The sequence below is a fragment of the Bradyrhizobium sp. AUGA SZCCT0283 genome, assembly GCF_018130385.1.
In the GTDB taxonomy this organism is placed as follows: domain Bacteria; phylum Pseudomonadota; class Alphaproteobacteria; order Rhizobiales; family Xanthobacteraceae; genus Bradyrhizobium.
Window position 1 is genome coordinate 1 of the sequence record NZ_JAFCLU010000054.1, and the last position, 23502, is coordinate 23502.

The window sequence follows — 23502 nt, forward strand, 5'->3', positions numbered from 1 at the left end:
CATCTTAAGCGCTATTTGCACACGAGACCGCGGGTGCAGCAAGCACCCGGCATTCCCTGCTCCCTCTCGTTGGGGGGATAAGGTTGATGGAAAGCTCGGGCGCTTTGCGTCGCGAGAACGCGGGGTTATGTCGCAAATGTCTCCACCCCCTCATTGCGAGCCAACGGGTCGCGCGAATGCGCGCCCGTTGGCTCGCAATGACGTGGATAGGCCGCAGCGTACTAGATACCCCGCATGCGCGGGAAATGACGGTCTGTGGCTGCTACCGAACCAGAAGACTACCCCTGCGGCGTCACCGATATCCTGGCGCAGTCGCGGCGGCCCATCAGCACGCAGTCCTGGGTCTTGCGCAGATCGGCGATGCTGACCGCAAGCCAGATACCGATGGCGGTCAGCGCCACGGTGAACGCGAGCGCTGCGACATTGGCGAGCATCCGATGACGGAAATCGTCACCCTCGTCGCGCGCCCGCTCGTAGCGGGACAGATCGTTCGCCGCGGGCGACGTGTTGGTGTTGGGCGTCTTGGCCGGACCGGGTTCTTCCCGTCCGCCCGGCGGCTGGGCGGAGGTGCGCGGCCGGAACTTGAGCACGACGTGCTCATCGTCCGAAACAATGGGCCGCTGGGTTTTCACTGCCGCCGATCCGCGAAAAATCTTGGGCGTTTCTTAGCACATCGGCCGCGCTTCCAACATGAAATGTTGGTGGGCGCGGGACAGACATCTATTCCTGCAGCGTCTCACGGAACTACAAGGGAGCCTGCCGCCAGGCGATTTTTGCCGGTTAAAGCGAGAAGGGCTCATGGCCAATTAGATGGCGGCTACCCCGGTTATGCGTCCGGGAAAGGAGCAGGCGGCGGCTCCTGCCCGGTCTCGTCCTTGCCGCCAAGCCTGGTATGCAACCAGCGTTCAATTCGGCCGCCAACGGTCAACACCGCGAAGGTGATGACCAATGCGATGATCACCACTCGCCATTGTCCGAGGCCGCAGACAATTCCGATGCAGGCCGCCAGCCAGGTGCAGGCGGCGCTGGTGAGCCCGCGAACCCTGAAATGACGTCCTGCGTGGACAATAACCCCGGCGCCGAGAAAGCCGATCCCGGTCAGGATTCCCTGCATCACCCGGCTGCCGGCGTCCGAGACGATTTTGGCCTCGTCCGAATGGACCAGCACCAGCAGCATGGCCGTCGCAAGGCTGACCAGCCCCAGCGTCTTCAATCCGATCGGCTTTCCGTGCAGATCGCGATTGAGACCGATCAGCCCGCCCGCGAGCGTGGCGATGCCGAGACGCAGTATGATTTCGGTCCAGTCCAGCAATGCGGGAAACCTCCGGGCTTTGGGCTATTTCGGCTTGGCCTATTTCGCCTTGGGCTATTTCGGCAGCCGCCCCATCATGTAGAACTCGTCATTCGGGCGCATCGCGGTGACGTTGGCCAGCCGGTTCGACAGCGCAAAGAAGGCCGCAATCGCCGTGATGTCCCAGATGTCGTCGTCGGAAAAGCCGTGGCCGGCAACTTCGGCAAAATCCGCCTCCGAAACCGTGTTGGCCTCCTGGCTCACCTTCATGGCGAAGTCGAGCATGGCGCGCTGCCGCGGCGTGATGTCGGCCTTGCGGTAGTTGACCGCGATCTGGTCGGCGATGACAGGGTTCTTGGCCCGGATGCGCAGGATCGCCCCGTGGGCAATCACGCAGTAATGGCACTGGTTGGCGGCGGACGTCGCCACCACGATCATCTCGCGCTCGGCCTTGGTCAGCCCGCTGTCCTTCTCCATCAGCGCGTCATGATAGGAAAAGAAGGCGCGAAATTCGTCCGGGCGATAAGCCAGCGTCAGGAAGACGTTCGGGACGAAGCCGGATTTCTCCTGCACCGCGAGGATCCGGGTGCGGATGTCCTCCGGCAGTCTGTCGATGGCGGGCGGCTGAAATCGTTTGGTGGCGGGCTTGCTCATGAAAGGTTCCGGCTTAAGGCCGCGAGGCGGCGTTGCCGGGACCATATATCGTATTGCGGCGACGTGGATACCGGCTCGCGTCAAGAATTCGCGCGAACGATACCAGCCTCAGCGCAACGGCTTCTTCAGGAGCGAGAACCGGTCGGGGTCCAGCCCCATCGAGGGCTGCAGCATCGGCGCTTCCACCGGCGTCATGATGCGGGCGGCGGGCCGGTCGTTGATCGAGGGATCGTTCGGCACGTCGCGGTTCGAGGTGGCGCCGCGCCAGCGGTCCAGCACGGCGGAGACGAAATGCATGTCGTGGCCGGCGGCGACCGACGGCACGGACGCGATGGTGGCTTCGCTGCGCGGCAGCTGGTGGACCGGAACCTCCTTGAAGCGCAGGCGGGTCGGCAGCGCCACGCCTTCGCCGAAGGCCAGCACTTCGCGAGTGCCGAGCGAGGGCACGAACGACAGGAGGTTGGCGGCGGCGTCCGAGACCGCCGAGCGCAACAGCGCCTGGTCGCGGTCGTTGGCAAGCCGCATCGCAAACAGCGTGTTGCACTGGGAGATAATGGTGGCGTCGAGTTCTGCCGGACGCTGGGTAACGAGGCCGAGAAAGACGCCGTATTTGCGGCCCTCCTTGGCGATGCGCGAGACCGCTTTCCGCGTCGGGCCGAACCCGATGTTGCGGTCGGCCGAGGCGTAGCGGTGCGCCTCTTCGCAGACGAACAGCAGCGGCGACACGCCGTCGCTCCAAAGGCCGAAATCGAACGCCATGCGGCACAGCACCGACACCACGGAATCGACGACTTCAGCGGGGAAGCCGGCGAGCTGCATGATGGTCATCGGCCGGCCATTGGCGGGCAGGCGGAACAGATGGCTGATCACTTCCGCCATGGTGTCGCCGCCAACATTGGCGTTGTCGAACATGAAGGTGTAGCGCGGATCGTTGCGCACGGTTTCGATGCGCGAAATCAGCTTGTGATAGATGATGCGCGAGGAGCGGTTCTCCAGCTTGCCCATCCGTTCGTCGATCAGCGAGATCAGATCGACCAGGCGGTAGGGCACCGGCGTATCGACGGTATAGCCGCCCGATTTGGGGTCGGCACGCTTGAGCCCGAGCCGGTCGGAGTTCTGGTATTGCGTGTAGATGCCCTTCGCCATCGGAATGACTTCGGCGAGAACGTCAAGTTCTTCCGGCACGCCGGGACGGCCGCCGAACAGGACGTCCACAATCTCTTCGAAATTGAACAGCCAGAACGGCAGTTTCAGGTTGCGCGGGTTGAGCACCAGCGCACGGTCGCCGAAGCAGCGGCCATACTCGTTGTGGACGTCGAGCAGGAATACCCGCAGGTTCGGCCGCGCCTTGAGAATCTCGTTGAGCAGCAGCGAAACGCTGGTCGATTTGCCGACGCCGGTGGAGCCGAGGACCGCGAAGTGCTTGGAAAGCATCTCCTCGACATCGACATAGGCGATGACGGAGCGGTCCTGCTGCAGGGTGCCGATATTGATCTGGTCCGACCCGCTCGGCGCATAGACGGTGCGGAGGTCCTGGGCGGTGACGAGGTCGACGGCATCGCCGATGGTCGGATAATTGGTGACGCCGCGCTGAAACTTGGGGCGGTCGCCGCCGGAAATCTCCCCGAGCAGGTCGACCGACGCGGTCGCCATGTATTCATCGGAGCTAGGCTGGTTCTCGCACGACACCTCGGTGATCATCGCGATGATGGTGGTGGCCGCCGCACAGCGAATACTGATGAAGCGGCCGACGGTGGCGCGCGCTTCGGAGACGGGCACCTGGCCCGGCGCCAGCAGTCCGACCCGGGCGAGGGAGCCGCGCACGGAAATCACACGTCCGAAGGATGTCACGGTGCTGAACCTGGATCTCATGAATTGGGGTCTGGCCCCCATTATGGGCAGCCCCGACTAGCGAAACGGTTAAACAGGCGGGGTTTCGTATCAGCTAAATCTGCGGCATCTCGGTCAGGATTCGTTTTTGCGGCGGAGCTCTTGCAGCGCCGTCGGGTATCAGTTGCGCTGGAAAATAAGGGCTTTCTCGCATTTTCGGCGGCGCGCGATGCCGGCTTCGGATTAATCATTCGTTTACCACCTCGCACGACAGCAGCCGCCCGCCGGGCGCGTCTCGGTAACCTCTGATGCCGGATTGCGGATTGGAGTCAGCACGTGTGCAAGGTAACCGATCGCTAACCGCAAGTTGTAACGCGCTTTCCATCAGTGCTGCTTAACACTGCCGTGGGGCGCGCGATCAGCGGTCTGAGTTCCATTGCACGGACTCCTGTCGCATTCCAGAGGCAGGTCGGGTGAGCAACGAGGGCGGTCGTCAAATATCGGTCGGTTCTGCGCAAGAAAGCAGAACGGTCAAACTGCTTGTGGCGTGCGGGATCCTGCTCGCGGTGGTGATTGCGGCCGACCCGGCGGCGTGGAGTCTTCGCGAACGCGTGCTGCTTGCGCTCGTCGCCGTCCTGTCCGTCATGGCCGGTCTGCTGGTGAGGCGCGATCGCTTGACCGATCAGCGGCTGGCGGCCGAGCGGCGCCAGCTCTCGATTGCCGTGAACAATATCCCGCAAGGTCTTGTTCTGTATGATGCATCCGCGCGGATCATCATTTGCAACCAGCCCTATCTCGACATGTTCGGATTGTCGCCCGATGTGGCCAAGCCCGGCTGCACGATGCAGCGGCTGATCGCCCACCGGAAGGAAACCGGATCGTTCGATGGCGACGTCGACGCGTTCTGCAACGCGATCATTCAAACGGTGTCGCTCGGCAAGGCGACGCGGCAGCTGACGGAAGCGCCGGGTGGCCGGGCGATCGAGATCATCAACCGGCCGCTGAAGAGCGGCGGATGGGTCGCGACCATCGAGGACGTCACCGAGCGCAGGCGCGCGGACGAGAAGATCGCGCATCTGGCGCATTACGACGGGTTGACCGACCTGCCGAACCGGATCCTGTTCCGCGAGCGGTTGGAACAGTCGCTCAAGGCGATACAGCCGGGCGAGCAACTGGCGGTGCTCTATATCGACATCGACGAGTTCAAGAGCGTCAACGACGCGCTCGGCCATCCGATCGGCGATGAGCTGCTCAAGGGCGTCGCCGAGCGCCTGCGCGGTTGTCTCAAGGAAACCGATGTGGCGGCCCGGCTCGGTGGCGACGAGTTTGCCGTCATTCAGACCGCCATCAAGGACCGGTCGGAAACCACTCAGCTGGTTGATGAAATCCACTCGGCGATCAGGCAGCCTTTTGACTGCATGGGGCATCTGATCACCACCGATGCCAGCATCGGCATCGCGCTTGCCCCGGTCGACGGGGTAGACCTCGACCAGTTGTTGAAGAATGCGGACCTCGCGCTCTACGGCGCCAAGGGCGACGGACGACGGACCTACCGCTTCTTCGAGATCGGCATGGATCACCGCGCCAGGGCGCGGCGAAGCCTGGAGCTCGAGCTGCGTCAGGCGATCAGCGACGGCAGCCTCGAGACCTACTATCAGCCGGTAGTCAATATCGAGGACGACAAGATCTCTTCCTGCGAGGCGCTGCTGCGGTGGCGGCATCCCGAACGCGGCATGATCTCGCCGGCGGAATTCATCCCGATCGCGGAAGACAGCGGGCTGATCAATCAGCTCGGCCTGTGGGTGCTCAATACCGCCTGCGCCGAGGCCGCCAGCTGGCCGGATCATGTCCGCGTCGCGGTCAACGTCTCGCCAGTGCAGTTCAGGAGCCCGTCGCTGGCGTTGAACGTGGCGGCGGCGCTCGCGGCTTGCGGCCTTGCCGCCAGCAGGCTGGAGCTCGAGATCACCGAGGCCGTGCTGATTCGCGACGACGAGGCGGCGCTCGACATGCTGCACCAGTTGCGCAAGCTGGGTGTGCGGATCGCGCTGGACGATTTCGGCACCGGCTATTCCTCGCTCAGCTACCTGCAGCGTTTCCCGTTCGACAAGATCAAGATCGACCGCTCCTTCATCAAGGATATCGCCGGTCCCGGCGCGTCCTCGTCCATCGTCCAGGCCGTGGTGAACATCGCGGCCGCCAGCGACATGACGACGACGGCGGAAGGTGTCGAAACCGAGCAGCAGCGAAATCTGCTGTACATCCTCGGCTGCACCGAGATGCAGGGCTATCTGTTCAGCCCTGCGATATCGGCTGCCGAGGTGAGGCGGCTGTTGCTCTCGCACCGCGGCAGGGCCATGTCGGCTGCTTGATGTCGGCTGCTTGAAACGCCGGGCGCGGCTTGCTATCCAGTTCTGCATAACAAGAAACAGGGCAGGGTGGACCGCGATGAATCGCGACAACGCATCTTGAGCGACCCGGCGCCGCCTTCCGCGCTCGCACCATTCCGTGTCAGGAACTACCGCTTTCAATGGCCGGCCGATCTGCTCACCTCGTGGGCGTTCGAGATGGAAACGCTCATTCTGGGCTGGTACGTGCTGGTCGAGACCGGTTCGGTCCTGCTGCTCACGCTGTTCGCCTCGCTCAGCTATGTCGGTACGCTGGTAGCGCCGCTGTTTGGCGTCGTCGGCGACCGGATCGGACACCGCGATCTGCTGGCGATGATGCGCGCGACCTACGCGGTGCTGGCGGCCGTGCTGATGACGCTGGCGCTGTCCGGCCATCTGGCGCCGCTCTATGTGTTCATGGTCGCGGCCGTGATGGGCATCGTCCGCCCATCGGACCTCGGCGTGCGCGGCGCTTTGGTCGCGACCATCATGCCGCACGGCCAATTGATCGGGGCGATCAGCATCTCGCGCACGACGATGGATACCGCGCGCATCGCCGGTGCGCTGAGCGGCGCCGGATTGTTTGCCGCGCTCGGCATGGGCCCGGCCTATGTGGCGATCGTCTGCCTCTATATGACCGCTACCGCGCTGACGCTGTGCATCGTGGCCTCGGCAAAACCGCACGCGGCGGGCGAGGCGGCCAGCGAGGCGTTGCAGCGCTCGCCGCTGCGCGACCTCAAGGAAGGCGTGGCCTATGTCTGGACCACGCCGCGGATGCAGGCCGCGCTGTGGGTCGCATTCCTGGCCAATTTGACGGCGTATCCGCTGTCCAACGGCCTGCTGCCCTACATCGCCAAGACGATCTACGGCACCAACCAGACCGGGCTTGGTTATCTGTCGGCGAGTTTTGCGATCGGCTCGCTGGCCGGCTCGATCGTGTTGAGCCTGATCCGCGATATCCGGGTGGCTCGGCTGATGATCGGCGCCACCGTCGTCTGGTACGCGACCTTGCTTATCTTCGTGCAGATGCAGACGGTGCCGACCGCGATCATATGCCTGGTGGTGGCGGGCTTTTCGCAAAGCCTCGCCATGATCTCGATCGCCGTCATCCTGATGCGGACCGCGAGTGAGAATTTCCGCGGCCGGGTGATGGGGGTCCGCATGATGGTGATCTATGGCCTGCCGATTGGCCTGTTGGCTGCCGGCAGCCTGATCGACGAGATCGGATTTGCGGCGACCGGAACGCTCTATGCGGCGGCCGGCCTCGCCTTGATGCTGGCGGTCGTGCTGCACTGGCGCGCCGATCTGTGGCACGTGCACGCGCCGGCGAATGCGCGGTAGGCAGGCGGCCTCGGGTCACGCGGTCCAGTCGACCAGGGGGGAACTTCCGATTGCGGGCGTACTTGGTCCGTGGCAGGCTCGAAACAGGCCATGGCGAAACGCACACCGCACCAGAAGACCGGAATCACCAAGCACAAGGTCGCCGACGGCATCTATCTGCTTCGGTTCAAGACCCAGTATGAGCTGACGTCGACGTTCCTGCGCGTGCAGGAACATTACGAGTCTCCGCAGTTTCATGGCCGGATATTCACCCTCGAACAATATATGGACTGGTACGCCGCCGAGAACGGCGCCTTCACCTACTTTCAGGACTGGTCGGGCTTCAACGTCCCTTCGACCGCCTTCCAGCCCTTCTACGAGGGCAAATTCGATCCGCTGACCCGCAAGGAAAAGCGGCTGCTCGCCTTGTTCAGAAATCTGCAGGGACGCTTCTACGTCATCGGAGTCCACGACGGCGGCAAGAAGGGCACCCTTACCCACGAACTCGCGCATGCGCTATTCTTCATCGATGACGCTTACCGGCAGGCCGTGCGCGAGGCGATGCGCGGCTACGACACCTCTGCGCTCGAAGCGCGACTGGCCAAGGCGGGCTATGCCCGCCACGTCATTCCCGATGAAGTGCAAGCCTATATCGTGGCGCCTTCCGGGGAACTGGGCGCGGCTTCGCGGGCGCTCATGCCGTTGCGCAAAAAACTACGCGCGCTGTTCAGGCAACATGCGAAGGGGCTGTCGGTGCCGGCGCGCTAGCTGAATTTCTCGGTTATGTAGGCGATGGCCTTGTCCTGCCGGAAATAGTTGCAGTGCCAGACCGTATCCGAGGTGCCGAAGTCGCACGGCTCTGCGGCAAGTTTCAGCTTGAATTCGGCGTCCCCCAGATCCGTCATCGACGCGGTGTCCACGACGAGATCATTCTTGCCCGGGAAAACGATGTCGGCGGCGAGATCGCCCATCCGGTCCTTCCGGAAATTTCGCCAGAACTTCCATCCCGGATTTTCAGTCTCAAAGTTCGATTTGATCACATAGTACAGTGGATCGACGGCGCAGGGCCCGAGCCGAAGACGATTGATCTCGTGATTGTTGCTGACGGCCGATTGCCCCGCGAGTCCCGGGATCAGCGCTACCAGCGCATCCACCAGCGGCGTCTTGGCGAGTGCCCCCGTGACCGACACAATGACTTCGACGAGCTTGCCCCCGACCCACAGAAACGGGTTTGCCGTGCCGGCGAGCTTCAGGGTTACCTCCGCGAATGAGCCAATGTTGGAAATCAGGCTCATGGCGTTCTGAAGTTTATCGGGAGCCGCAAGCGAGGTTCCGTGCAGCGGCGAGCCGGCAAAGACGACGCGTACCGGTTTGCCTTCGCCAAGCTGCAGCGAACTTCCGAATGCCTCAAGCCACCAACGTACGATCAGACCGCCCCGGCTATGGGCGATGACATCGATGGCGCCGGTCGAGCCCGCAAAGGCCCTCCCGAGTTCGAGGGCGTTGATCACGGGGCTGACCGACAGGGTGGCGTGCTCGAAGAAGATCGCGCGGTCATATTTCTTCGCGCCGTCCATCGCGTCGTTGAGAAGCCGCTGGCCGGCCGGCGTCGCCTTGAACTCGTCGAGCATATTGCTGGCGGTCGAGAACGTGCCATGGACGAACAGCAGCGTGCGGCCGGCGAAGGGCCCGGCAATTTCGATGTTACCGAGGGTGAAGTTGCTGTTGCGGCCCTGCAATTGCCTCAACCGCGAGCGCAGCGAAATGTCGATCGCTGCATTCAGTCGTTGATCGATCTTGCCGAGGGCGGCAATGACCTGGTTGGGCGCCAGCACCGGAAACTCTTTCGCCAATACGACAACTCCTTCCCTTGCGGGCGGTTCGCCGCGGGCCCGCGCCCGGCGTCGGCGGCGAGCGGAAGCGGGTCCGGGCGCCGGAATGCCATCGCGCCAGTACAGGACGCCGTCTTCCTCGACGAGCGAAACAAGTTTGATTGGGCTGTCGGGGCTGTTGGCGACCCGCCGTCGTCGCCGCCGCAATCCAGCGACGGACTCGCTATCCGGGTCGAACTCGACATGCAGCCCGCTGAACAGGTCGTCGGTACGGTCGGCGGCATCGATGTGTGACAGGAACCGCAAGGAGGCTTCGCTTGCATCTTGGGCCATGGTCGGTTCCGTCACTCGTTGATGATCGGAAGGGGAGTCACTGCAGGATCCGCCGTGCGTGCAAGTTGTATGTCCAGCAGACTATCGAACTCCTTGCGGCTGCGCAGATTTGCCCGGCCTTCCTTCATGGCATCGTGGAAACCGTTGGCTCCCGTCAAGAAGGTGGCTTCCAGCATGACGAGATCGCCCGACGCCACGTATTCCTTGATCTCGTCCAGATTCAGCCGGGTCAGACGCCACCCATAGGGATCCACATACGGCAATCCACCTTCGCGGGAGGATTTGTCTCCGACGACCGGGACTTTTGGTGGAATAGTCTCGATCGAAACGAGACTGTCGTGGGCCTCCTCGGACCTCCAATAGCCGACGAAGGCGTGGCCGGTCAGCAGGACCAGCACCGGGTAGACACCGATATATTCCAAGCACGAAGCGATCAGAAGCGCCAAGTCGATGCAGGTGCCCGATCTGGATGCGAGTATCTCGCTTGGCGTTCGCAAGCGCTGGGACTGCTGGGAATATGCGGGGGGAGGGTTGATATATTGCAGCCTGTACTCATTGACGAGAGCCGTCCAGATAGCCTGCACCTGCTGGTCGACTGCATTCGCTTCCGACTGATATCCGTCAAACCCGGCGGCTGGATCGTCGGTAATGCCGATGAGATATCTTCGCGACGCATTTATGATCTCCAGGATCGCCGGATCCCTCGGCAATACAAACGACGGCAGCCACGGATTATTGTTGGTGTCGTCGACCCATTCGTCGACGGGTATGAGAGTTACACGCTTGGTTTCTTCCCACGCCGTGCGCCCGCCACAGGTGACTTTCACGTAGACCGTCGATTGCACGCGTTCGCGCAGCGAGCGTTGAAGACTTGCGGTCAACGGAATCTTGACCCGAGGCGCCAAGGCGAGTTGGACTTCATCCAGAACAAGATGCGTGTATCGATAGGGATAGTTTTGAGCCCCGACGCAGAGTTCAACCTGCACCGTAATGTCCTCTAGCGTTCCTTCCACCAGTTTGGTGAGGGTAAGCTTCGTGAGCAGTTCCCGGTTGTTATGCAGGAGCGAATAGTTGACTTCATCTTCAACGTCGAAATCGACCTGAAGCAGCCTGGTGATCGGCATGGCGGCGAATCGTTTCAGATTGCTTTCCCGGCTCTCCGCCTGCGTCACTGCCGTTCGATCCTGCCGCTTGTTCTTTGGAGGCAACCAAGGGACTTCCTCGAACACGCTGTTGCCTATCCAGATCGCGATGGATGTGCCATGCAACCCTTCGTCCTTCATCGCTTCCCAGGCTTCGAGGAAAGAATTGGAAATGGTCCTCCGATCGCCAGGGCGACACCATTCCCAATAGAATGCCTGGAAGAAGCGTTCGGCCAGATCGTCCTTTATCTCATCGAGGAAACCAAGAGCGGCATGCGCCCCTCGATTAACCAGTTCGCGGGCGGTGCGGGCGCCGGAATAGTATAGATTGAGCGTGATCACGCAGGGCGGGGCGTCTGGATTCACCAGCGCATCGGCGAGATCGCCGAAACAGACCGGCTTCAGGATCTCGCGGCCCTCACGCAGCACCATTCCATCGCAGAGTCTGTCGGAGGAATCGACGATGCCCCGCAGCCGATCTGGATGATGCTCCCGCAAGTCCTTGTAGAAGTCCTGGAGGAACCACCCGACCTGCTGCGTGTCGACGCCGGTGACGTGGATGGCTTCCCATTTTTTGCGCCGCGCATGGCCGGCAAGTTCAGATAATTGCGGCGTGTTCAGGATCTCCATGTGACCTTCCCGCGCGCCGGTTGCATTGACCGCGGCGCGGATGCGATCCTCCTCGTCGTCAAACTCGTACAAGTCTTTGAGCCGGCCCGGCGCGCTTTCGACAAAGAGCACAAGCTCCGGCGGGGGTAGCGCTACCGCCGGCCTGCCATTGCGGAAGAGCCTTGTGATGAGCAGCGGTTGAAAGCGCCCCTCCGCGCGCGTGGCAGCGCTGATCAGATATTCCCAAGGGGTTTCCGATGCGGCCTCGCCAATTCGAGCGGTTTCCACGTTCTGGGCATCCCAATGATGCAGCTCTACCTCGATATGAATGACCGTCGATAGCCTCTCGATGAACTCGAGCTTTACGCCCAGATCTTTCAGATCCTCGACCGCCTGGCTGCCGAAATATTTGCGCTGCTCCAGGTCGTGAGCCCAGCGCGACCGCGAACGCAGTATGTAGGTCCATTTTTCCGCGAGTTGCTCCAGCTTTGCGGTGCGCGGAAGGCTTGCTTCAAATATCTCTTTGTTCTGCGTGTCCTGCGCACGGATCGTAATCACGTGATCCGAATGTTTGCCTGGCGATTTGGGAGCTGCTGCCGCGTTTGCGGCAGCTTTCGATTTTGTTTTTTTGGTGGAGGTCTTCCGTCCCGGTTGTTTCGCCATGCATATGGCTCCCGCTGGGAAATGACGGGCGGCGTCGCGCCGGCCCCGTGAAATGTGATAAAAAATGAATGCACGTTAAAGTAGTTGCTGCTTATCTAGCAAAGATTTTGCGTCTCGCAAAGGGGCTTGCGTCGCAACAGTTATCAGTTGAATGGCGTCACAGGATTTCCGGACAAACCGTCGGTCGAACGGAAGTAACGCCGGCTGATGCATTGCACTCGGTCAGGCGAACGGCAACCGGCGCGATGGCCGGCAGCCGGACTTGCCACCTACAGTTCACTGCACCTTGATATTCGCCTCTTTCAGCACCGGCTCCCACTTCGCGGCTTCGGCGCGCATGAAGGCGTCGAAATCCACGGGCGAGCTGCCGACCGGCGTGGCGCCCATTTTCTCCAGCGCGGTCAGAACCACCGGATCCTTCAGGGCGGCGGCAAGGTCGGCGTGGATCTTGGCGACCAGGTCAGGCGCCATGCCGGCGGGGCCGAGAAAACCCCACCAGACCGAGGCGTCATAGCCGGGAAGGCCGGCCTCCGCGACCGTGGGAACGTCGGGCAATGTCTTCGAGCGCTGCGCCGTCGTCACCGCAAGCGCGCGCACCGCGTTGCCTTCGAGCTGGCCGACCACCTCGGGCAGCGGATTGACGCTCATTGGAATCTCGCCGGCGATGACGGCGGTGAGGGCAGGGGCGCCGCCCTTGTAGGGGATCGACTGGATCTTGACCTTGGCCATGTAGTTGAGAAGCTCGCCGGCGAGATGGGCCGAGGTGCCGTTGCCGGACATGCCGTACGATAATGATTCCGGCTTTGCGCGCGCTGTCGCCAGCAGCTCCTGCAAATTCTTCATCGGACTGTTTTTGGACACGACAATCGCGAGCGGCGAATAGGCGATCTCGCTGATCGCGGTAAAATCCTTGAAGGTGTCGTAGGGCAGCTTTGGATAGAAGAACTGGTTCAGCGGATGGCCGCTGGCGACCAGGATCAACGTGTAGCCGTCCGGCGCCGATTGCGTGAGCGCCTGCGACGCGATAGTCCCGCCGGCACCCGGACGATTTTCGATCACCGGCTGCTGTCCCCAGGCCTTCGACAGCGATTGCCCGAGCGTGCGCGCCAGCACGTCGACGGCGCCGCCGGCGGCATAGGGCACCAGGATGCGCACAGGCCTGGTCGGGAACGGCTCCGCATAAACGTTCGTGCCGGCCAGCGAAAGCAGGCCGGCGGCGACGATGCTGCGGATGATTGTTCTGCGTGCGGGCATGAGGCGAAATCCTTCCTTGTTGGACATATCATTTGAGAAATTCATGCGTCGTTCCTGGTTCGCGCGTGGAAGTCTGTTGCGAGGCTGCGTGGGCATCGCTACTCCGCCGCCGACGTCATGGCGCCGCGCAATCCGGCGCGTGCGATCGCGGCTCCCACCACGCCTTCCGACTTCACCTCGTTCGTGAACTGGCGGATGAAAGCCATTGCCTGCTCGCGTCCTTTGGGAATGGCGACGGCGTGCCGCTCGATCCCCCAGCGGCCTTCGAGAACTTTCGACCCCGGCAATTTCTCCGCCATTTCGAACAGCGTGGCCTTGTTGGTCGCGTAGGCATTGATCGCGCCGGTCGACATCATCTCGATCGCGACAGCGAAGGTGGCGGCGCGAACGATCTGGGCATGCTTGAAGTCGTGCGAAAGGGTGGCGTCCGAGGAGCTTCCCGCGGTCACGCCGACACGCAGCCCCGGTGCATCCACCTCCGCTGGCGTCGTCAGCGCGGACCCGCGCGGGACGAGATAGCCGAGCTCGATTTCGAGAAAGGGCGGGCCGAAGTCCATATCCCGCGCCCGCACCGCCGTCGCATTGGTGAAGGCGACATCGACCTCTCCGCTTTTGACGGCGGCGAGGACTTCGGCGTTTTTGGCGAACACGACCGGCTCATAGGGGACGCCGAGCCGCCGCGCGAGCTCCTTGCCGAGATCGTAGCCGACGCCGCGCGGCTCGCCCGATCCGGCATCCGGCAGGATCGAGGTCGGCGTGCCCGGATAGAGTCCGGCCCGCAATACGCCCGACGGTGCCAATATCAGGCGCGGGTCCGGATCGGCCGCGACGGCTGCACCAACGCCGCGCCAGGCCAGTACTCCGGCAACGATCAGAAACGCGACAATGATCCGGCGCATCCGGCGGCTCTCCCTGTCATCACGGCCATTCGACCCAGATGTTTGTTGACTAGACCTGATATTTTGTACAAACGTACAAAACTCGAGAGCGGAAAGCAAATGCCATGACGCGAAATCCCAACATGCGGGAAGCCATCCTGAGCGCGGCCGAACTGCTGTTCTCGACGCGCGGCTTCAATGCCGTGTCGATCCGCGACATCGCGCTGGAAGCCGGCGCCAATCCGGGCAGCATCACCTATCATTTCAAGAGCAAGGACGGCTTGCTGCTCGAAATCTACAAGCGCCATTGCGGTCCGATGAACAAGCGCCGCATCGAATTGCTGGTGGCGGCAAGGCGGGTGCGCGACGTTCAGGACCGGCTGGAGGCTATCGTGCGGGCCTATGTACAGCCTGCATTTTCATCCAGCAGCGACCTTGCCGGCGGCGGGGCGCGGTTCACGCGGCTGCGGGCTGTGATGTCGGCCGAAGGCAACGCCGTGGTGGGGCGCATTATCGCGGAGATCTTCGACGACACCACCAACGCCTTTATCGAGGCCATCGAGGAAAGCCTGCCGCATCTGCCGCGGACGACGATCGTGTGGCGATCGCAATTCCTGCTCGGCGCGCTGTATTATACCCTTGTCAGCCCGGAGCGGGTCACAAGGCTGTCGCGCGGCGAAGCCGATGGCGCCGATATGGCGGAAGCGATCGAGCAACTCGTCGCGTCGACGGTCGCCTCGCTGCAGGCGTCCGACGTCGATCACATCGACAGCGGAGCCGGGTCACGCCGGGCGAAGCCGACCCAGCCATCCGCAAAGGGCGTCGCCGCAAAGCGGAAAGAAAATCCGGCTTCATAAAAAATATCGGGGGAGGTTATGCAGAGACGCGAGTTCATGGCGGGCGTTGCAGGGCTCGGAGCGGCTAATTTTCTTGCGCCCGCACGGGCAGCGGAAGAACCGGCCGCGCCGGCAAGACAAATACCTTCGATCGCCGGGCCGGATCCGAACACGAGGATACCTGCGTTCAAGGCTCCGGTGGGCGCGGTCGATGCCCATTGTCATATCTTCGGGCCCGCTGCCGAATATCCGTTCTCGCCGACGCGGCCCTATACGCCGCCCGATGCACCGCTGCCGATGTTTCGTGCCCTGCATGAAAAGATCGGCGTCGAGCGCGCGGTGATCGTCAACGCGACACTGCATGGACTGGACAATCGCGTGGTCACGGACGCCATTGCAAAGAGCGACGGCAAATATCGCGGCATCGCCAACATTAGCGGCGCGATGTCGGACGCCGATCTCGCGGTCCTCGACAAGGCCGGCATTTGCGGTTGCCGCTTTGCTTTCCTCAAGCGGCTCGGCGGCGTCGGCGACATGGGTGCGTTCAAGCGCCTTGTCGAACGCGCCGCGGCCATCGGCTGGCATGTCGATGTCTATCTGGAACCAGGAACCATCAGGGAATTCGCGCCGATCCTGAAAGCCTTGCCGACCACCTACGTCATCGACCACATGGGCACCATCAGCGCGGCCAAGGGTCTCGACGATCCCGATTTCAAGGCGCTTCTTGATCTGCAAACCAGCGACGAAAAATGCTGGGTCAAGATCACCGGCCTCGAACGCGCCTCGGCCGCCGGTCCGCCGTTCCACGATTCCGTGCCGTTCGCAAAGCGCCTGATCGACAATGCGCCGGATCGCGTGTTGTGGGGCACCGATTGGCCGCATCCGAACGTGAAGATCATGCCGAATGACGGCGATCTCGTCGATCTCGTTCCGCTCTATGCGCCCGATCCCGCGGTCCAGCGCAAGCTTTTGGTGACAAATCCCGAGCGCCTGTTCAAGTTTGCCGGCGCGAAATGAACCCATCCGCAGAAGGCACCATGCACAAGCCGACGATTCCCGGACCCGATCCCGATACGCGAACGCCGAAATTCAAGCTGCCGGCGCTGGCGTGTGATGCGCATACCCACATCTTCGGCCCCAGTGACAAATATCCATACGCGCCGGGACGGCCCTATACGCCGCCCGATGCGCCGCTGGAAGATTTCCGGACGCTGCACAGGAAGCTCGGGATCGGCCGCGCCGTCATCGTCAATGCCAGCGTGCACGGCACCGACAACAGGGTGGCGCTTGATGCCATCGCCGCGAGCAACGGAACTTTTCGCGCCGTCGCCAACATCGACGATACCATTACCGAACGCGGCCTTCGCGAACTGCATGAAGGCGGTTTCCGCGGCTGCCGCTTCAACTTCGTGCGTCATCTCGGCGGGGTGCCCGACATGGCGGCCTTCCATCGCATCGTCGCGATGGTTGCGCCGCTTGGCTGGCATATCGACCTGCATTTCGATGCGATCGACCTGCCCGAATATGCCGAGATGCTGGCAAAATTGCCGGTGCGTTACACCATCGATCACATGGGACGTGTCAAGGCATCCGACGGTCTCGACCAGCTTCCGTTCCGGACGCTGATTGACCTGATGACGCGGGACGAGAAATGCTGGGTCAAGGTGTGTGGCTGCGAGCGGGTGTCATCCGCCGGACCGCCGTTCCATGACGCGGTGCCGTTCGCACGACGCATCGTCGAGACCGCGCCCGATCGCGTGATCTGGGGGACCGACTGGCCGCACCCCAATGTGAAGGTGATGCCCAACGACGGCGATCTGGTCGACCTTATTCCCTTGTTTGCACCGGAACCCGAGCTGCAGCAGAAGATCCTGGTCGACAATCCGGCGCAGTTGTTCGAGTTTTGAAGGAGCGCGTGCGATGGCGGATAAACGCGAGCGATACATCCTGAGCCGGCGCGGCGTGTCGTTCGCCGGTATGGCTATGCTGGCGGCGGCATTGTTGCTGCCGCAAATCGCCCAGGCGCAGAACTATCCGAACCGGCCGGTGCGGCTGATCCTGCCGTTCGGCGCCGGTGGCGTCGCCGACGTCACGGCGCGGCTCGTTACCGAAAAGCTCGGCGAAAAGCTCGGCCAGCGCTTCGTCATCGAGAACATGGCGGGCGCCGGCGGCATCAATGCCGCGCGCACCGTGCTGTCCGCGCCCGCGGACGGCTATACGCTGGCGCTGCTGAGCAACGGCACCGCCATCTCGGTATCGTTGTTCAAGAGCCTTGGCTTCAATCCGGTGACCGACTTCGTTCCGGTTTCGAGCATGGGCTATTTCGACTTCATCTTCGTGACGCAAGCCGGCTCGCGATATCCGACGCTGGCTGAATTCATCAAGGCGGCCAAGGAAAAACCCGGCACGCTCAATGTCGGCACCATCAATGTCGGGTCGACCCAGAACCTCTCGGCGCAATTGTTCAAATCGACTGCCGGCGTCGATGTTACGATCGTTCCGTTCCGCAGTTCGCCCGATGTGTTGATCGCGCTGCTGCGCGGCGATATCCAGATGGCGATCGAGAACTACACCGCGGTGCAGTCGCATATTGCCGACAAGGCGGCCATTGCGGTGGCGTCTTCGGGCACGATCCGCACCACGTTCCTGCCTGATGTGCCGACGGTGAAGGAAGCGGGGGGCGGCGATTTCGAGGCGCGGTCCTGGAACGCGATCTTTGCGCCGAAGGGCACGCCGCCGGAGGTGATCAAGACGCTGAACGCCGCGCTACGTGAGGTGCTCGAGATGCCGGACTTGAAGAAGCGCGCGCTCGATCTCGGCATCGAGGCCAAGGCCAGCTCGCCCGAGGAAATCCTCGACCGGCTCAAGGCCGATATCGACAAATGGGCTGATGTGATCGAGCGGGCAGGAATTGCCAAACAGTAGTCACGCGGCCGGTGCGGCCGGCCACGTGCAACAAGCGAAGGAGGAAATCCCGATCATGAGCAATGCTGGCAAAACGGGCCTGGTGGTCACGGCGCATCCCGGCGATTTCGTCTGGCGCGCCGGCGGCGCGATCGCGCTGCATGTGAAGAAAGGTTATCGCGTCAAGATCGCCTGCCTTTCGTTCGGCGAGCGCGGCGAAAGCCAGTTCGCCTGGAAGGAGGCGGGCGCGACGATGGAGAAGGTCAAGGCGGGAAGACGCGATGAGGCGCAGCGCGCGGCGGAGATGCTGGGGGCGGAGATCGAGTTCTTCGACGCCGGCGATTATCCGCTGCGGCTGACGGAAGCGCATTTCGACCGCATGGTCGACATCTACCGCGAGCTCAACCCGTCCTTCGTGCTGACCCATGCGCTGGAGGATCCCTATAATTTCGATCATCCGAATGCGGCGCATTTCGCCCAGGAAACCCGCGTGGTCGCGCAGGCGATGGGACACAAGCCCGGCGCCAAATACACCTATGCCGCGCCGCCGGTATTTTTGTTTGAGCCGCACCAGCCGGAGATGTGCAATTTCAAGCCGCAGGTGATCCTCAATATCGACGAGGTCTGGGAGATCAAGCGCAAGACGTTCGAAATTCTCGCCGCGCAAAAGCACCTGTGGGCTTACTATGAGCGGGTTGCGCTGCAGCGGGGCATGCAGGGCGGCCGCAATACCGGAAAGCCGATGACCTATGGCGAGGCCTATCAGCGTCTGTTCCCGATGGCGATGGAGGAATTGGCATGAAGACGGTCGTCGTCCGCAACATCAAGCGAACCGATGCGGAGCTCGTCAAACGGCTGGGCGCGCTCGGCGTCGCCACCGCGCATGAGGCCTATGGCCGCTTCGGCCTGATGAAGCCCTATCTGCGCCCGGTGTGGAGCGGAGCTGAGGCCGCCGGCACCGCCGTGACCGTGCTGGCCCAGCCCGGCGACAACTGGATGATCCATGTCGCGGTCGAGCAGTGCAAGCCGGGCGACATCCTGGTGGTCGGCTGCACCACTGACAACACCGACGGCATGTTCGGCGATCTGCTCGCGACTTCGCTGATGGCGCGCGGCGTCAAGGGGCTCGTCATCGACGCCGGCGTTCGCGACGCCAAATCGCTGCGTGAAATGGGCTTTCCGGTGTGGTCGAAGGCGATCTCGGCCAAGGGCACGGTGAAGGCGACGCTCGGCGCGGTCAACGTTCCCGTGGTTTGCGCCGGGATCAACGTCGTACCGGGCGATGCCGTCGTTGCCGACGATGACGGCGTGGTGGTGATCGGGCGCAAGAATGCCGCCGACGTCGTTGCCAAGGGCGAGAAACGCGTTGCCGACGAAGACGGCAAGCGCAAGCAATTGGCGGCGGGCGTGCTCGGGCTCGACATGTACAAGATGCGCGAGCCGCTGGCGAAGGCCGGTCTCGTCTATGTCGACGAGCTGGAGGAGGACTGAGGTGGCGATGCGCCTGCGCACCTTGCTCGGCGACCATCCAGGTACGGCCGCGCTGAAGAACGGATCGATCAGATCGGACCTGGTCGCGTTCGATTTCGCGCAGTATTCGCCGACCAACAGGGGCTTCAAGCCGATGGTCCGCGAAGCGGCGTTCGACGTCTCGGAGATGGCGATCGTCACCTATCTGATGGCGAAGTCGTTCGGCAAGCCGATGGTGCTATTGCCCGATGTGGTGCTGGCGCGGTTCCAGCATGGCCATGCGCTTTACAATGCGAAGGCGGGAAAGCTGGCGCCGCGCGATCTCAACGGCAAGCGCGTTGGCATTCGTTCCTTTACGACGACCACCGGCGCATGGCTGCGTGGCATTCTTGCCAACGATTACGGCGTCGATCTCGATTCGATCGACTGGGTGACGTTCGAGGACGCCCATGTCGCCGAATTCGTTGATACGACCAAGCGGGCACCAGCGGGCAAGCAGATTATCCAGATGCTGATCGACGGCGAACTCGATGCGGTGCTCGGCGAGAAATCGGACCATCCGGATTTGAAGCCGCTGTTTGCCGATGTCGGCGCGGAAGAAAAAGCCTGGTTCGAAAAGCACAAAGCGGTGCCGATCAACCACATGGTGGTGGTGAGCAAGGCTTTGTCAGACCAGCATCCGGATGCCGTGCGCGAGGTTCATCGGCTGCTTGCGGCGTCGGCCGCGGCAACACCAGCCGCGCCGCATTTCACCGCCGACGAGATGCGCCGCTCGCTGGAAACGATAATCCGCTATGCCGCACAACAGGGACTCGTTCCCCGCGCCTTTACGGTCGACGAGTTGTTCGACGACGTGACGCGGGTGCTGTAATTGTAGGGTGGGCAAAGGCGCATTGCGCCGTGCCCACCATCTGGTTTGAACTGGTGGGCACGCTGCGCTTTGCCCATCCTACGAAAGAGACCAACATGACCCCCGAGCCGATTTTCGATCTCGCCCATCTCGGCCACATGGAAATGCTGACGCCGAAGCCGGACGAGAGCCTGAAATTCTTCGTCGACGTCATGGGCATGACGGTCAGCGGGCAGAAAGGTGAATCGGTCTATCTGCGCGGCTGGGACGATTACGAGCGCTATTCGCTGAAGCTGACGGCCTCGAAAACATCAGGCATGGAGCACATGGCGTTGCGCGCCCGCAGCCCGCAGGCGCTGGAGCGCCGCGTCGCCGCGCTGAAGGGATCGGGCTTCGACATCGGCTGGGTTGACGGCGACATGGGGCAGGGGCCAACGTTCCGCTGCCGCGACCCCGATGGCCATATCGTCGAGCTCTATTATGAAACCGAATGGTACGAGGCGCCGCCCGAACTCAGGCCGGCGCTGAAGAACCAGGCGCAGCGGTTTCCAGCCCGCGGCGTCAATGTCCGCCGGCTCGATCATCTCAATTGCCTCGCCGTCGACATCAAGGCCAACCGGCTCTTCTTCGAGAACTATCTCGGCCTGCGCACCACCGAACAGATCGTGCTCAACGACGGTACGGAAGCCGCGATGTGGATGACGATGTCGAACAAGAGCTACGACTTCGCCTATACCCGCGATCACTACGGCAAGGCGGGCCGCTTCCATCACGTCACCTACGCGCTCGACAGCCGCGAGGAGATTTTGCGCGCCGCCGATATCTTTCTCGAAAACGGCGTCTACATCGAGACCGGCCCGCACAAGCATGCGATCCAGCAGACCTTCTTCCTGTATGTCTGGGAGCCCGGCGGCAACCGCGTCGAAGTCGCCAACGCCGGCGCCCGCCTGATCCTCGCACCCGACTGGAAGCCGATCATCTGGACGGAGGAAGAGCGCAAGAAGGGCCAGGCGTGGGGGCTGAAGACGATCGAGTCGTTTCACACCCACGGCACGCCGCCGGTGTGAGCGCGGTTTCGCTTACACTCCACGGTCTCGCCGGAAGGAGATTACATCGGCGGAATCCAACCTTGCGCCCGCAATGCCGGACACCATCTTGATGCGATGTCGCGAACGACATCGTGAGGTAGTCGATGGCAGAGCTCGTGGATTTCGCCAGCGAAGCTTTTCTTCGTGATCCCCGAGCGGGCGTGGCCCTGCTGCGGTCAAACGGGCCGGTCGTCGCGACGAAATTCCCGATCATCGGCCGGGTCTGGGTCACCACGACCTATGAGGCGGCGGCGCATGTGCTGAAGGACAGCGCGCACTTCACGCTGCGCAAGGAGGGCGGATCGCTCGCGGGCCTGCCTTGGTGGATGCCGAAGTTCATCGCAGCAGTCGCCAACAACATGCTGACGATGGACGAGCCGGACCACACGCGCCTGCGCGAGATCGTCGATGAGGCGTTTCGCCGCCGCGCCGTGCTCGACATGGAGCTGCATATCCGCGCCATCGCCGACCGCCTTGCCGATGAATTGTTTGCGGCGGGCAGTCCCGCCGATCTGGTGCAGCGCTATGCGCGGATGCTGCCGCTTGCGGTAATTTGCGAGCTGCTCGGCCTGCCGCCGGCCGACCGGCCGAAATTCATCGCATGGGCCAATTCGATCGCGAATCTCACCAGTGCGTTCGGCCTTGTGCAGCTGATCGGCGGGCTCTTCAAGATGCGGCGATATCTGCAGGGGCGCCTGCAGCTTGCCCGCGAAGAAGGCGGCGAAGGATTGATCGCCGAACTGGTGCGCGTCGAGAAGGAGGGCGGACGCATCTCGCCGGACGAGATGGTCTCGATGGTGTTTCTGCTGCTGGGCGCCGGTTCCGAGACCACGACGCACCTGATCAGTGGATCGGTGTTCGAATTGCTGAAGGATCCGGATCGCCGCGACTGGCTCGCGGCGGACTGGAGCCGCGCCGGACTCGCCGTCGAAGAATTCCTGCGCTTCGTCTCCCCGGTGCAATTCTCAAAGCCCCGCTACGTGCGCCAGGACGTCGATCTCGAGGGCGTGAAACTGAAGAAGGGTGATCGGGTCATGGCGATGATCGTCGCCGCCAATCTGGACTCCGACGCGAACGAATGTCCCGAACGCCTCGATCTCGAACGGCGGCCGAACCGGCATTTGTCGTTTGGCACCGGAATTCATTTCTGCCTCGGCCACCAGCTCGCGCGCATCGAAGGGATTTGCGCGCTGCAGGCGCTGTTCACGCGCTGGCCGGGATTGAGGCTGGCGGTGGAGCCTTCACACATTCATTGGCGGAGGCGGCCGGGCATTCGGATGATCGCGGAGCTGCCGGTTGTGGCCGATGCTTGATCGGCGCGCCAGACGTTGCGGCGATCAACTGGAAGCGGAGAGCGCTGGCGTCGGGTCAGCATGCGTAAACCGATGTGAGAACCGAGAGGATCGAGCGCGCCATTGCCGACGACTTGGCCTTTCTCGCCTCGCACCGCACGCGTCGCAAGGCAAGTCGCAAAGCAGCGGGTGCTCATCATGAAGCGCCGGCGCCGATCGATGAGGAAGCGTAACCGGCAGCGGCTGGGCCTCGCACACGCGAAGGCTCAGACGGTAATGATCTCTTAACGCCTAGGGCAAGTAGCCGTCGCTAAATCGTCAGAGCGACGGCTTTTTGCCACCAAGCGGCCATCAGTTTGGCCGACGAATCGCGCGTGTTTGAATCCCACCTTTTCATTAGCGGGAGATACTGAAGTGGCGATAGGGACAGTGAAGTGGTTTAATGCAACCAAGGGGTACGGATTTATCCAGCCGGACAGCGGCGGCAAGGATGTTTTCGTGCACATTTCAGCTGTTGAGAAGGCCGGCCTGAGCAGCCTCAATGAGGGTGCCAGGGTGAGCTATGAAGAAATGAGCAACCGGGGCAAAACGTCCGCGGAAAATCTAAGAGTCGGGTGAATCAAAGCCCGCCGGTTCCCGCCGGCGGGCTTTGTTCTGGCGAATTGTCTGCAGACTCACGTGACCGACGGTTGCGTGCGCTATGCTCGGTCATCGCTTTCACTGCCTCGTTCTCGTCGGCGCAAAAAGCAATGCTTTGCCGATCCGCGAACACGAGCCATTGATGATGGCCAACTTCCGTGATGACGTATTCGGTCATTCCGGCCTCCGGCGAGTAAATACATCTTAGGACAGCAGCCTTGCTGCTTTGTTAA

Annotated in this window: 21 protein-coding genes and 1 pseudogene; 13 read left to right on the top strand and 9 right to left on the bottom strand. The window is 62.5% G+C overall.

Annotated features, from left to right (window positions below):
* Positions 1 to 278: 278 nt before the first annotated feature.
* From JQ624_RS36215 to JQ624_RS36230, 4 genes are all read right to left on the bottom strand, one after another.
* Positions 279 to 632, bottom strand: coding sequence for a hypothetical protein (locus tag JQ624_RS36215; protein WP_212423660.1), 354 nt, complete (start codon positions 630 to 632; stop codon positions 279 to 281).
* A 194-nt stretch (positions 633 to 826) separates the two neighbouring features.
* Positions 827 to 1312: an MgtC/SapB family protein gene (locus JQ624_RS36220; RefSeq protein ID WP_212423661.1), complete on the bottom strand. Its 486-nt coding sequence runs from the start codon at positions 1310 to 1312 to the stop codon at positions 827 to 829.
* 54 nt (positions 1313 to 1366) lie between these two features.
* Positions 1367 to 1945, bottom strand: a complete 579-nt coding sequence (locus JQ624_RS36225) for a peroxidase-related enzyme (protein WP_212423662.1) — start codon at positions 1943 to 1945, stop codon at positions 1367 to 1369.
* Between the two features lie 108 nt (positions 1946 to 2053).
* The gene (locus JQ624_RS36230) at positions 2054 to 3817 is read right to left on the bottom strand and encodes an ATP-binding protein (protein ID WP_212423663.1); all 1764 of its coding nucleotides are present in this window, start codon (positions 3815 to 3817) and stop codon (positions 2054 to 2056) included.
* Between the two features lie 575 nt (positions 3818 to 4392).
* Between JQ624_RS36230 and JQ624_RS36235 the strand changes: the two are divergent.
* The 3 genes and pseudogenes from JQ624_RS36235 to JQ624_RS36245 form a co-directional block, all read left to right on the top strand.
* Positions 4393 to 6144 (top strand): annotated as a pseudogene (locus JQ624_RS36235) (putative bifunctional diguanylate cyclase/phosphodiesterase); the annotation flags it as partial.
* Positions 6145 to 6240: 96 nt separating this feature from the next.
* Positions 6241 to 7500, top strand: a complete 1260-nt coding sequence (locus JQ624_RS36240; protein WP_212423664.1) for an MFS transporter — start codon at positions 6241 to 6243, stop codon at positions 7498 to 7500.
* Positions 7501 to 7590: 90 nt separating this feature from the next.
* The gene (locus JQ624_RS36245) at positions 7591 to 8247 is read left to right on the top strand and encodes an ABC transporter ATP-binding protein (RefSeq protein ID WP_212423665.1); all 657 of its coding nucleotides are present in this window, start codon (positions 7591 to 7593) and stop codon (positions 8245 to 8247) included.
* On the opposite strand, the gene JQ624_RS36250 is transcribed toward JQ624_RS36245, so the two are convergent.
* From JQ624_RS36250 to JQ624_RS36265, 4 genes are all read right to left on the bottom strand, one after another.
* Positions 8244 to 9644 carry a triacylglycerol lipase gene (locus tag JQ624_RS36250; protein ID WP_212423666.1) on the bottom strand — a complete coding sequence of 467 codons (1401 nt, stop codon included), beginning with the start codon at positions 9642 to 9644 and terminating at the stop codon, positions 8244 to 8246. The two genes, JQ624_RS36245 and JQ624_RS36250, sit on opposite strands and share 4 nt — an antisense overlap.
* An 11-nt stretch (positions 9645 to 9655) precedes the next feature.
* The gene (locus JQ624_RS39050; protein WP_249130349.1) at positions 9656 to 12058 is read right to left on the bottom strand and encodes a hypothetical protein; all 2403 of its coding nucleotides are present in this window, start codon (positions 12056 to 12058) and stop codon (positions 9656 to 9658) included.
* Positions 12059 to 12334: 276 nt separating this feature from the next.
* Entirely contained in the window at positions 12335 to 13312 is a 978-nt protein-coding gene (locus JQ624_RS36260) for a tripartite tricarboxylate transporter substrate binding protein (RefSeq protein ID WP_212423667.1), read from the bottom strand.
* Between the two features lie 98 nt (positions 13313 to 13410).
* Positions 13411 to 14211: a transporter substrate-binding domain-containing protein gene (locus tag JQ624_RS36265; protein ID WP_212423668.1), complete on the bottom strand. Its 801-nt coding sequence runs from the start codon at positions 14209 to 14211 to the stop codon at positions 13411 to 13413.
* Positions 14212 to 14315: 104 nt separating this feature from the next.
* On the opposite strand from JQ624_RS36265, the gene JQ624_RS36270 reads away from it, so the two are divergent.
* The 10 genes from JQ624_RS36270 (at position 14316) to JQ624_RS36315 (ending at position 23248) form a co-directional block, all read left to right on the top strand.
* Positions 14316 to 15047, top strand: a complete 732-nt coding sequence (locus JQ624_RS36270; protein WP_212423669.1) for a TetR/AcrR family transcriptional regulator — start codon at positions 14316 to 14318, stop codon at positions 15045 to 15047.
* Between the two features lie 18 nt (positions 15048 to 15065).
* Positions 15066 to 16043: an amidohydrolase gene (locus JQ624_RS36275; RefSeq protein WP_212423670.1), complete on the top strand. Its 978-nt coding sequence runs from the start codon at positions 15066 to 15068 to the stop codon at positions 16041 to 16043.
* The gene (locus JQ624_RS36280; RefSeq protein ID WP_249130350.1) at positions 16040 to 16933 is read left to right on the top strand and encodes an amidohydrolase; all 894 of its coding nucleotides are present in this window, start codon (positions 16040 to 16042) and stop codon (positions 16931 to 16933) included. The genes JQ624_RS36275 and JQ624_RS36280 overlap by 4 nt, the downstream gene beginning before the upstream one ends.
* Positions 16934 to 16946: 13 nt before the next feature.
* Complete coding sequence (locus JQ624_RS36285) at positions 16947 to 17951, top strand: tripartite tricarboxylate transporter substrate binding protein (protein WP_212423671.1); 1005 nt, start codon at positions 16947 to 16949, stop codon at positions 17949 to 17951.
* Between the two features lie 55 nt (positions 17952 to 18006).
* Positions 18007 to 18732 (top strand): PIG-L deacetylase family protein, encoded by a 726-nt coding sequence (locus tag JQ624_RS36290; protein WP_212423672.1) that lies wholly within the window; start codon positions 18007 to 18009, stop codon positions 18730 to 18732.
* Positions 18729 to 19421 (top strand): 4-carboxy-4-hydroxy-2-oxoadipate aldolase/oxaloacetate decarboxylase, encoded by a 693-nt coding sequence (locus JQ624_RS36295; protein ID WP_212423673.1) that lies wholly within the window; start codon positions 18729 to 18731, stop codon positions 19419 to 19421. Before JQ624_RS36290 ends, JQ624_RS36295 begins: the two co-directional genes overlap by 4 nt.
* 7 nt (positions 19422 to 19428) lie before the next feature.
* Positions 19429 to 20271, top strand: a complete 843-nt coding sequence (locus JQ624_RS36300) for a hypothetical protein (protein ID WP_212423686.1) — start codon at positions 19429 to 19431, stop codon at positions 20269 to 20271.
* 95 nt (positions 20272 to 20366) lie between these two features.
* Entirely contained in the window at positions 20367 to 21317 is a 951-nt protein-coding gene (locus JQ624_RS36305; RefSeq protein ID WP_212423687.1) for a catechol 2,3-dioxygenase, read from the top strand.
* Between the two features lie 125 nt (positions 21318 to 21442).
* Positions 21443 to 22651 carry a cytochrome P450 gene (locus JQ624_RS36310; protein ID WP_212423674.1) on the top strand — a complete coding sequence of 403 codons (1209 nt, stop codon included), beginning with the start codon at positions 21443 to 21445 and terminating at the stop codon, positions 22649 to 22651.
* Between the two features lie 393 nt (positions 22652 to 23044).
* Positions 23045 to 23248, top strand: a complete 204-nt coding sequence (locus JQ624_RS36315) for a cold-shock protein (protein ID WP_212423675.1) — start codon at positions 23045 to 23047, stop codon at positions 23246 to 23248.
* A 1-nt stretch (position 23249) separates the two neighbouring features.
* On the opposite strand, the gene JQ624_RS36320 is transcribed toward JQ624_RS36315, so the two are convergent.
* On the bottom strand, positions 23250 to 23447 hold the full coding sequence (locus JQ624_RS36320; protein WP_212423676.1) for a hypothetical protein: 198 nt from the start codon (positions 23445 to 23447) through the stop codon (positions 23250 to 23252).
* Positions 23448 to 23502 lie beyond the last annotated feature (55 nt).

Bases quoted from the DNA above. Each gene is read 5' to 3' on its own strand.
- JQ624_RS36250 (WP_212423666.1), bottom strand. From the start codon at position 9,644: ATGGCCCAAGATGCAAGCGAAGCCTCCTTGCGGTTCCTGTCACACATC.
- JQ624_RS36265 (WP_212423668.1), bottom strand. From the start codon at position 14,211: ATGCGCCGGATCATTGTCGCGTTTCTGATCGTTGCCGGAGTACTGGCC.
- JQ624_RS36230 (WP_212423663.1), bottom strand. From the start codon at position 3,817: ATGAGATCCAGGTTCAGCACCGTGACATCCTTCGGACGTGTGATTTCC.
- JQ624_RS36320 (WP_212423676.1), bottom strand. From the start codon at position 23,447: ATGACCGAATACGTCATCACGGAAGTTGGCCATCATCAATGGCTCGTG.
- JQ624_RS36270 (WP_212423669.1), top strand. From the start codon at position 14,316: ATGACGCGAAATCCCAACATGCGGGAAGCCATCCTGAGCGCGGCCGAA.
- JQ624_RS39050 (WP_249130349.1), bottom strand. From the start codon at position 12,058: ATGGCGAAACAACCGGGACGGAAGACCTCCACCAAAAAAACAAAATCG.
- JQ624_RS36290 (WP_212423672.1), top strand. From the start codon at position 18,007: ATGAGCAATGCTGGCAAAACGGGCCTGGTGGTCACGGCGCATCCCGGC.
- JQ624_RS36280 (WP_249130350.1), top strand. From the start codon at position 16,040: ATGAACCCATCCGCAGAAGGCACCATGCACAAGCCGACGATTCCCGGA.
- JQ624_RS36245 (WP_212423665.1), top strand. From the start codon at position 7,591: ATGGCGAAACGCACACCGCACCAGAAGACCGGAATCACCAAGCACAAG.
- JQ624_RS36300 (WP_212423686.1), top strand. From the start codon at position 19,429: ATGCGCCTGCGCACCTTGCTCGGCGACCATCCAGGTACGGCCGCGCTG.
- JQ624_RS36260 (WP_212423667.1), bottom strand. From the start codon at position 13,312: ATGCCCGCACGCAGAACAATCATCCGCAGCATCGTCGCCGCCGGCCTG.
- JQ624_RS36275 (WP_212423670.1), top strand. From the start codon at position 15,066: ATGCAGAGACGCGAGTTCATGGCGGGCGTTGCAGGGCTCGGAGCGGCT.
- JQ624_RS36305 (WP_212423687.1), top strand. From the start codon at position 20,367: ATGACCCCCGAGCCGATTTTCGATCTCGCCCATCTCGGCCACATGGAA.
- JQ624_RS36295 (WP_212423673.1), top strand. From the start codon at position 18,729: ATGAAGACGGTCGTCGTCCGCAACATCAAGCGAACCGATGCGGAGCTC.
- JQ624_RS36225 (WP_212423662.1), bottom strand. From the start codon at position 1,945: ATGAGCAAGCCCGCCACCAAACGATTTCAGCCGCCCGCCATCGACAGA.
- JQ624_RS36310 (WP_212423674.1), top strand. From the start codon at position 21,443: ATGGCAGAGCTCGTGGATTTCGCCAGCGAAGCTTTTCTTCGTGATCCC.
- JQ624_RS36285 (WP_212423671.1), top strand. From the start codon at position 16,947: ATGGCGGATAAACGCGAGCGATACATCCTGAGCCGGCGCGGCGTGTCG.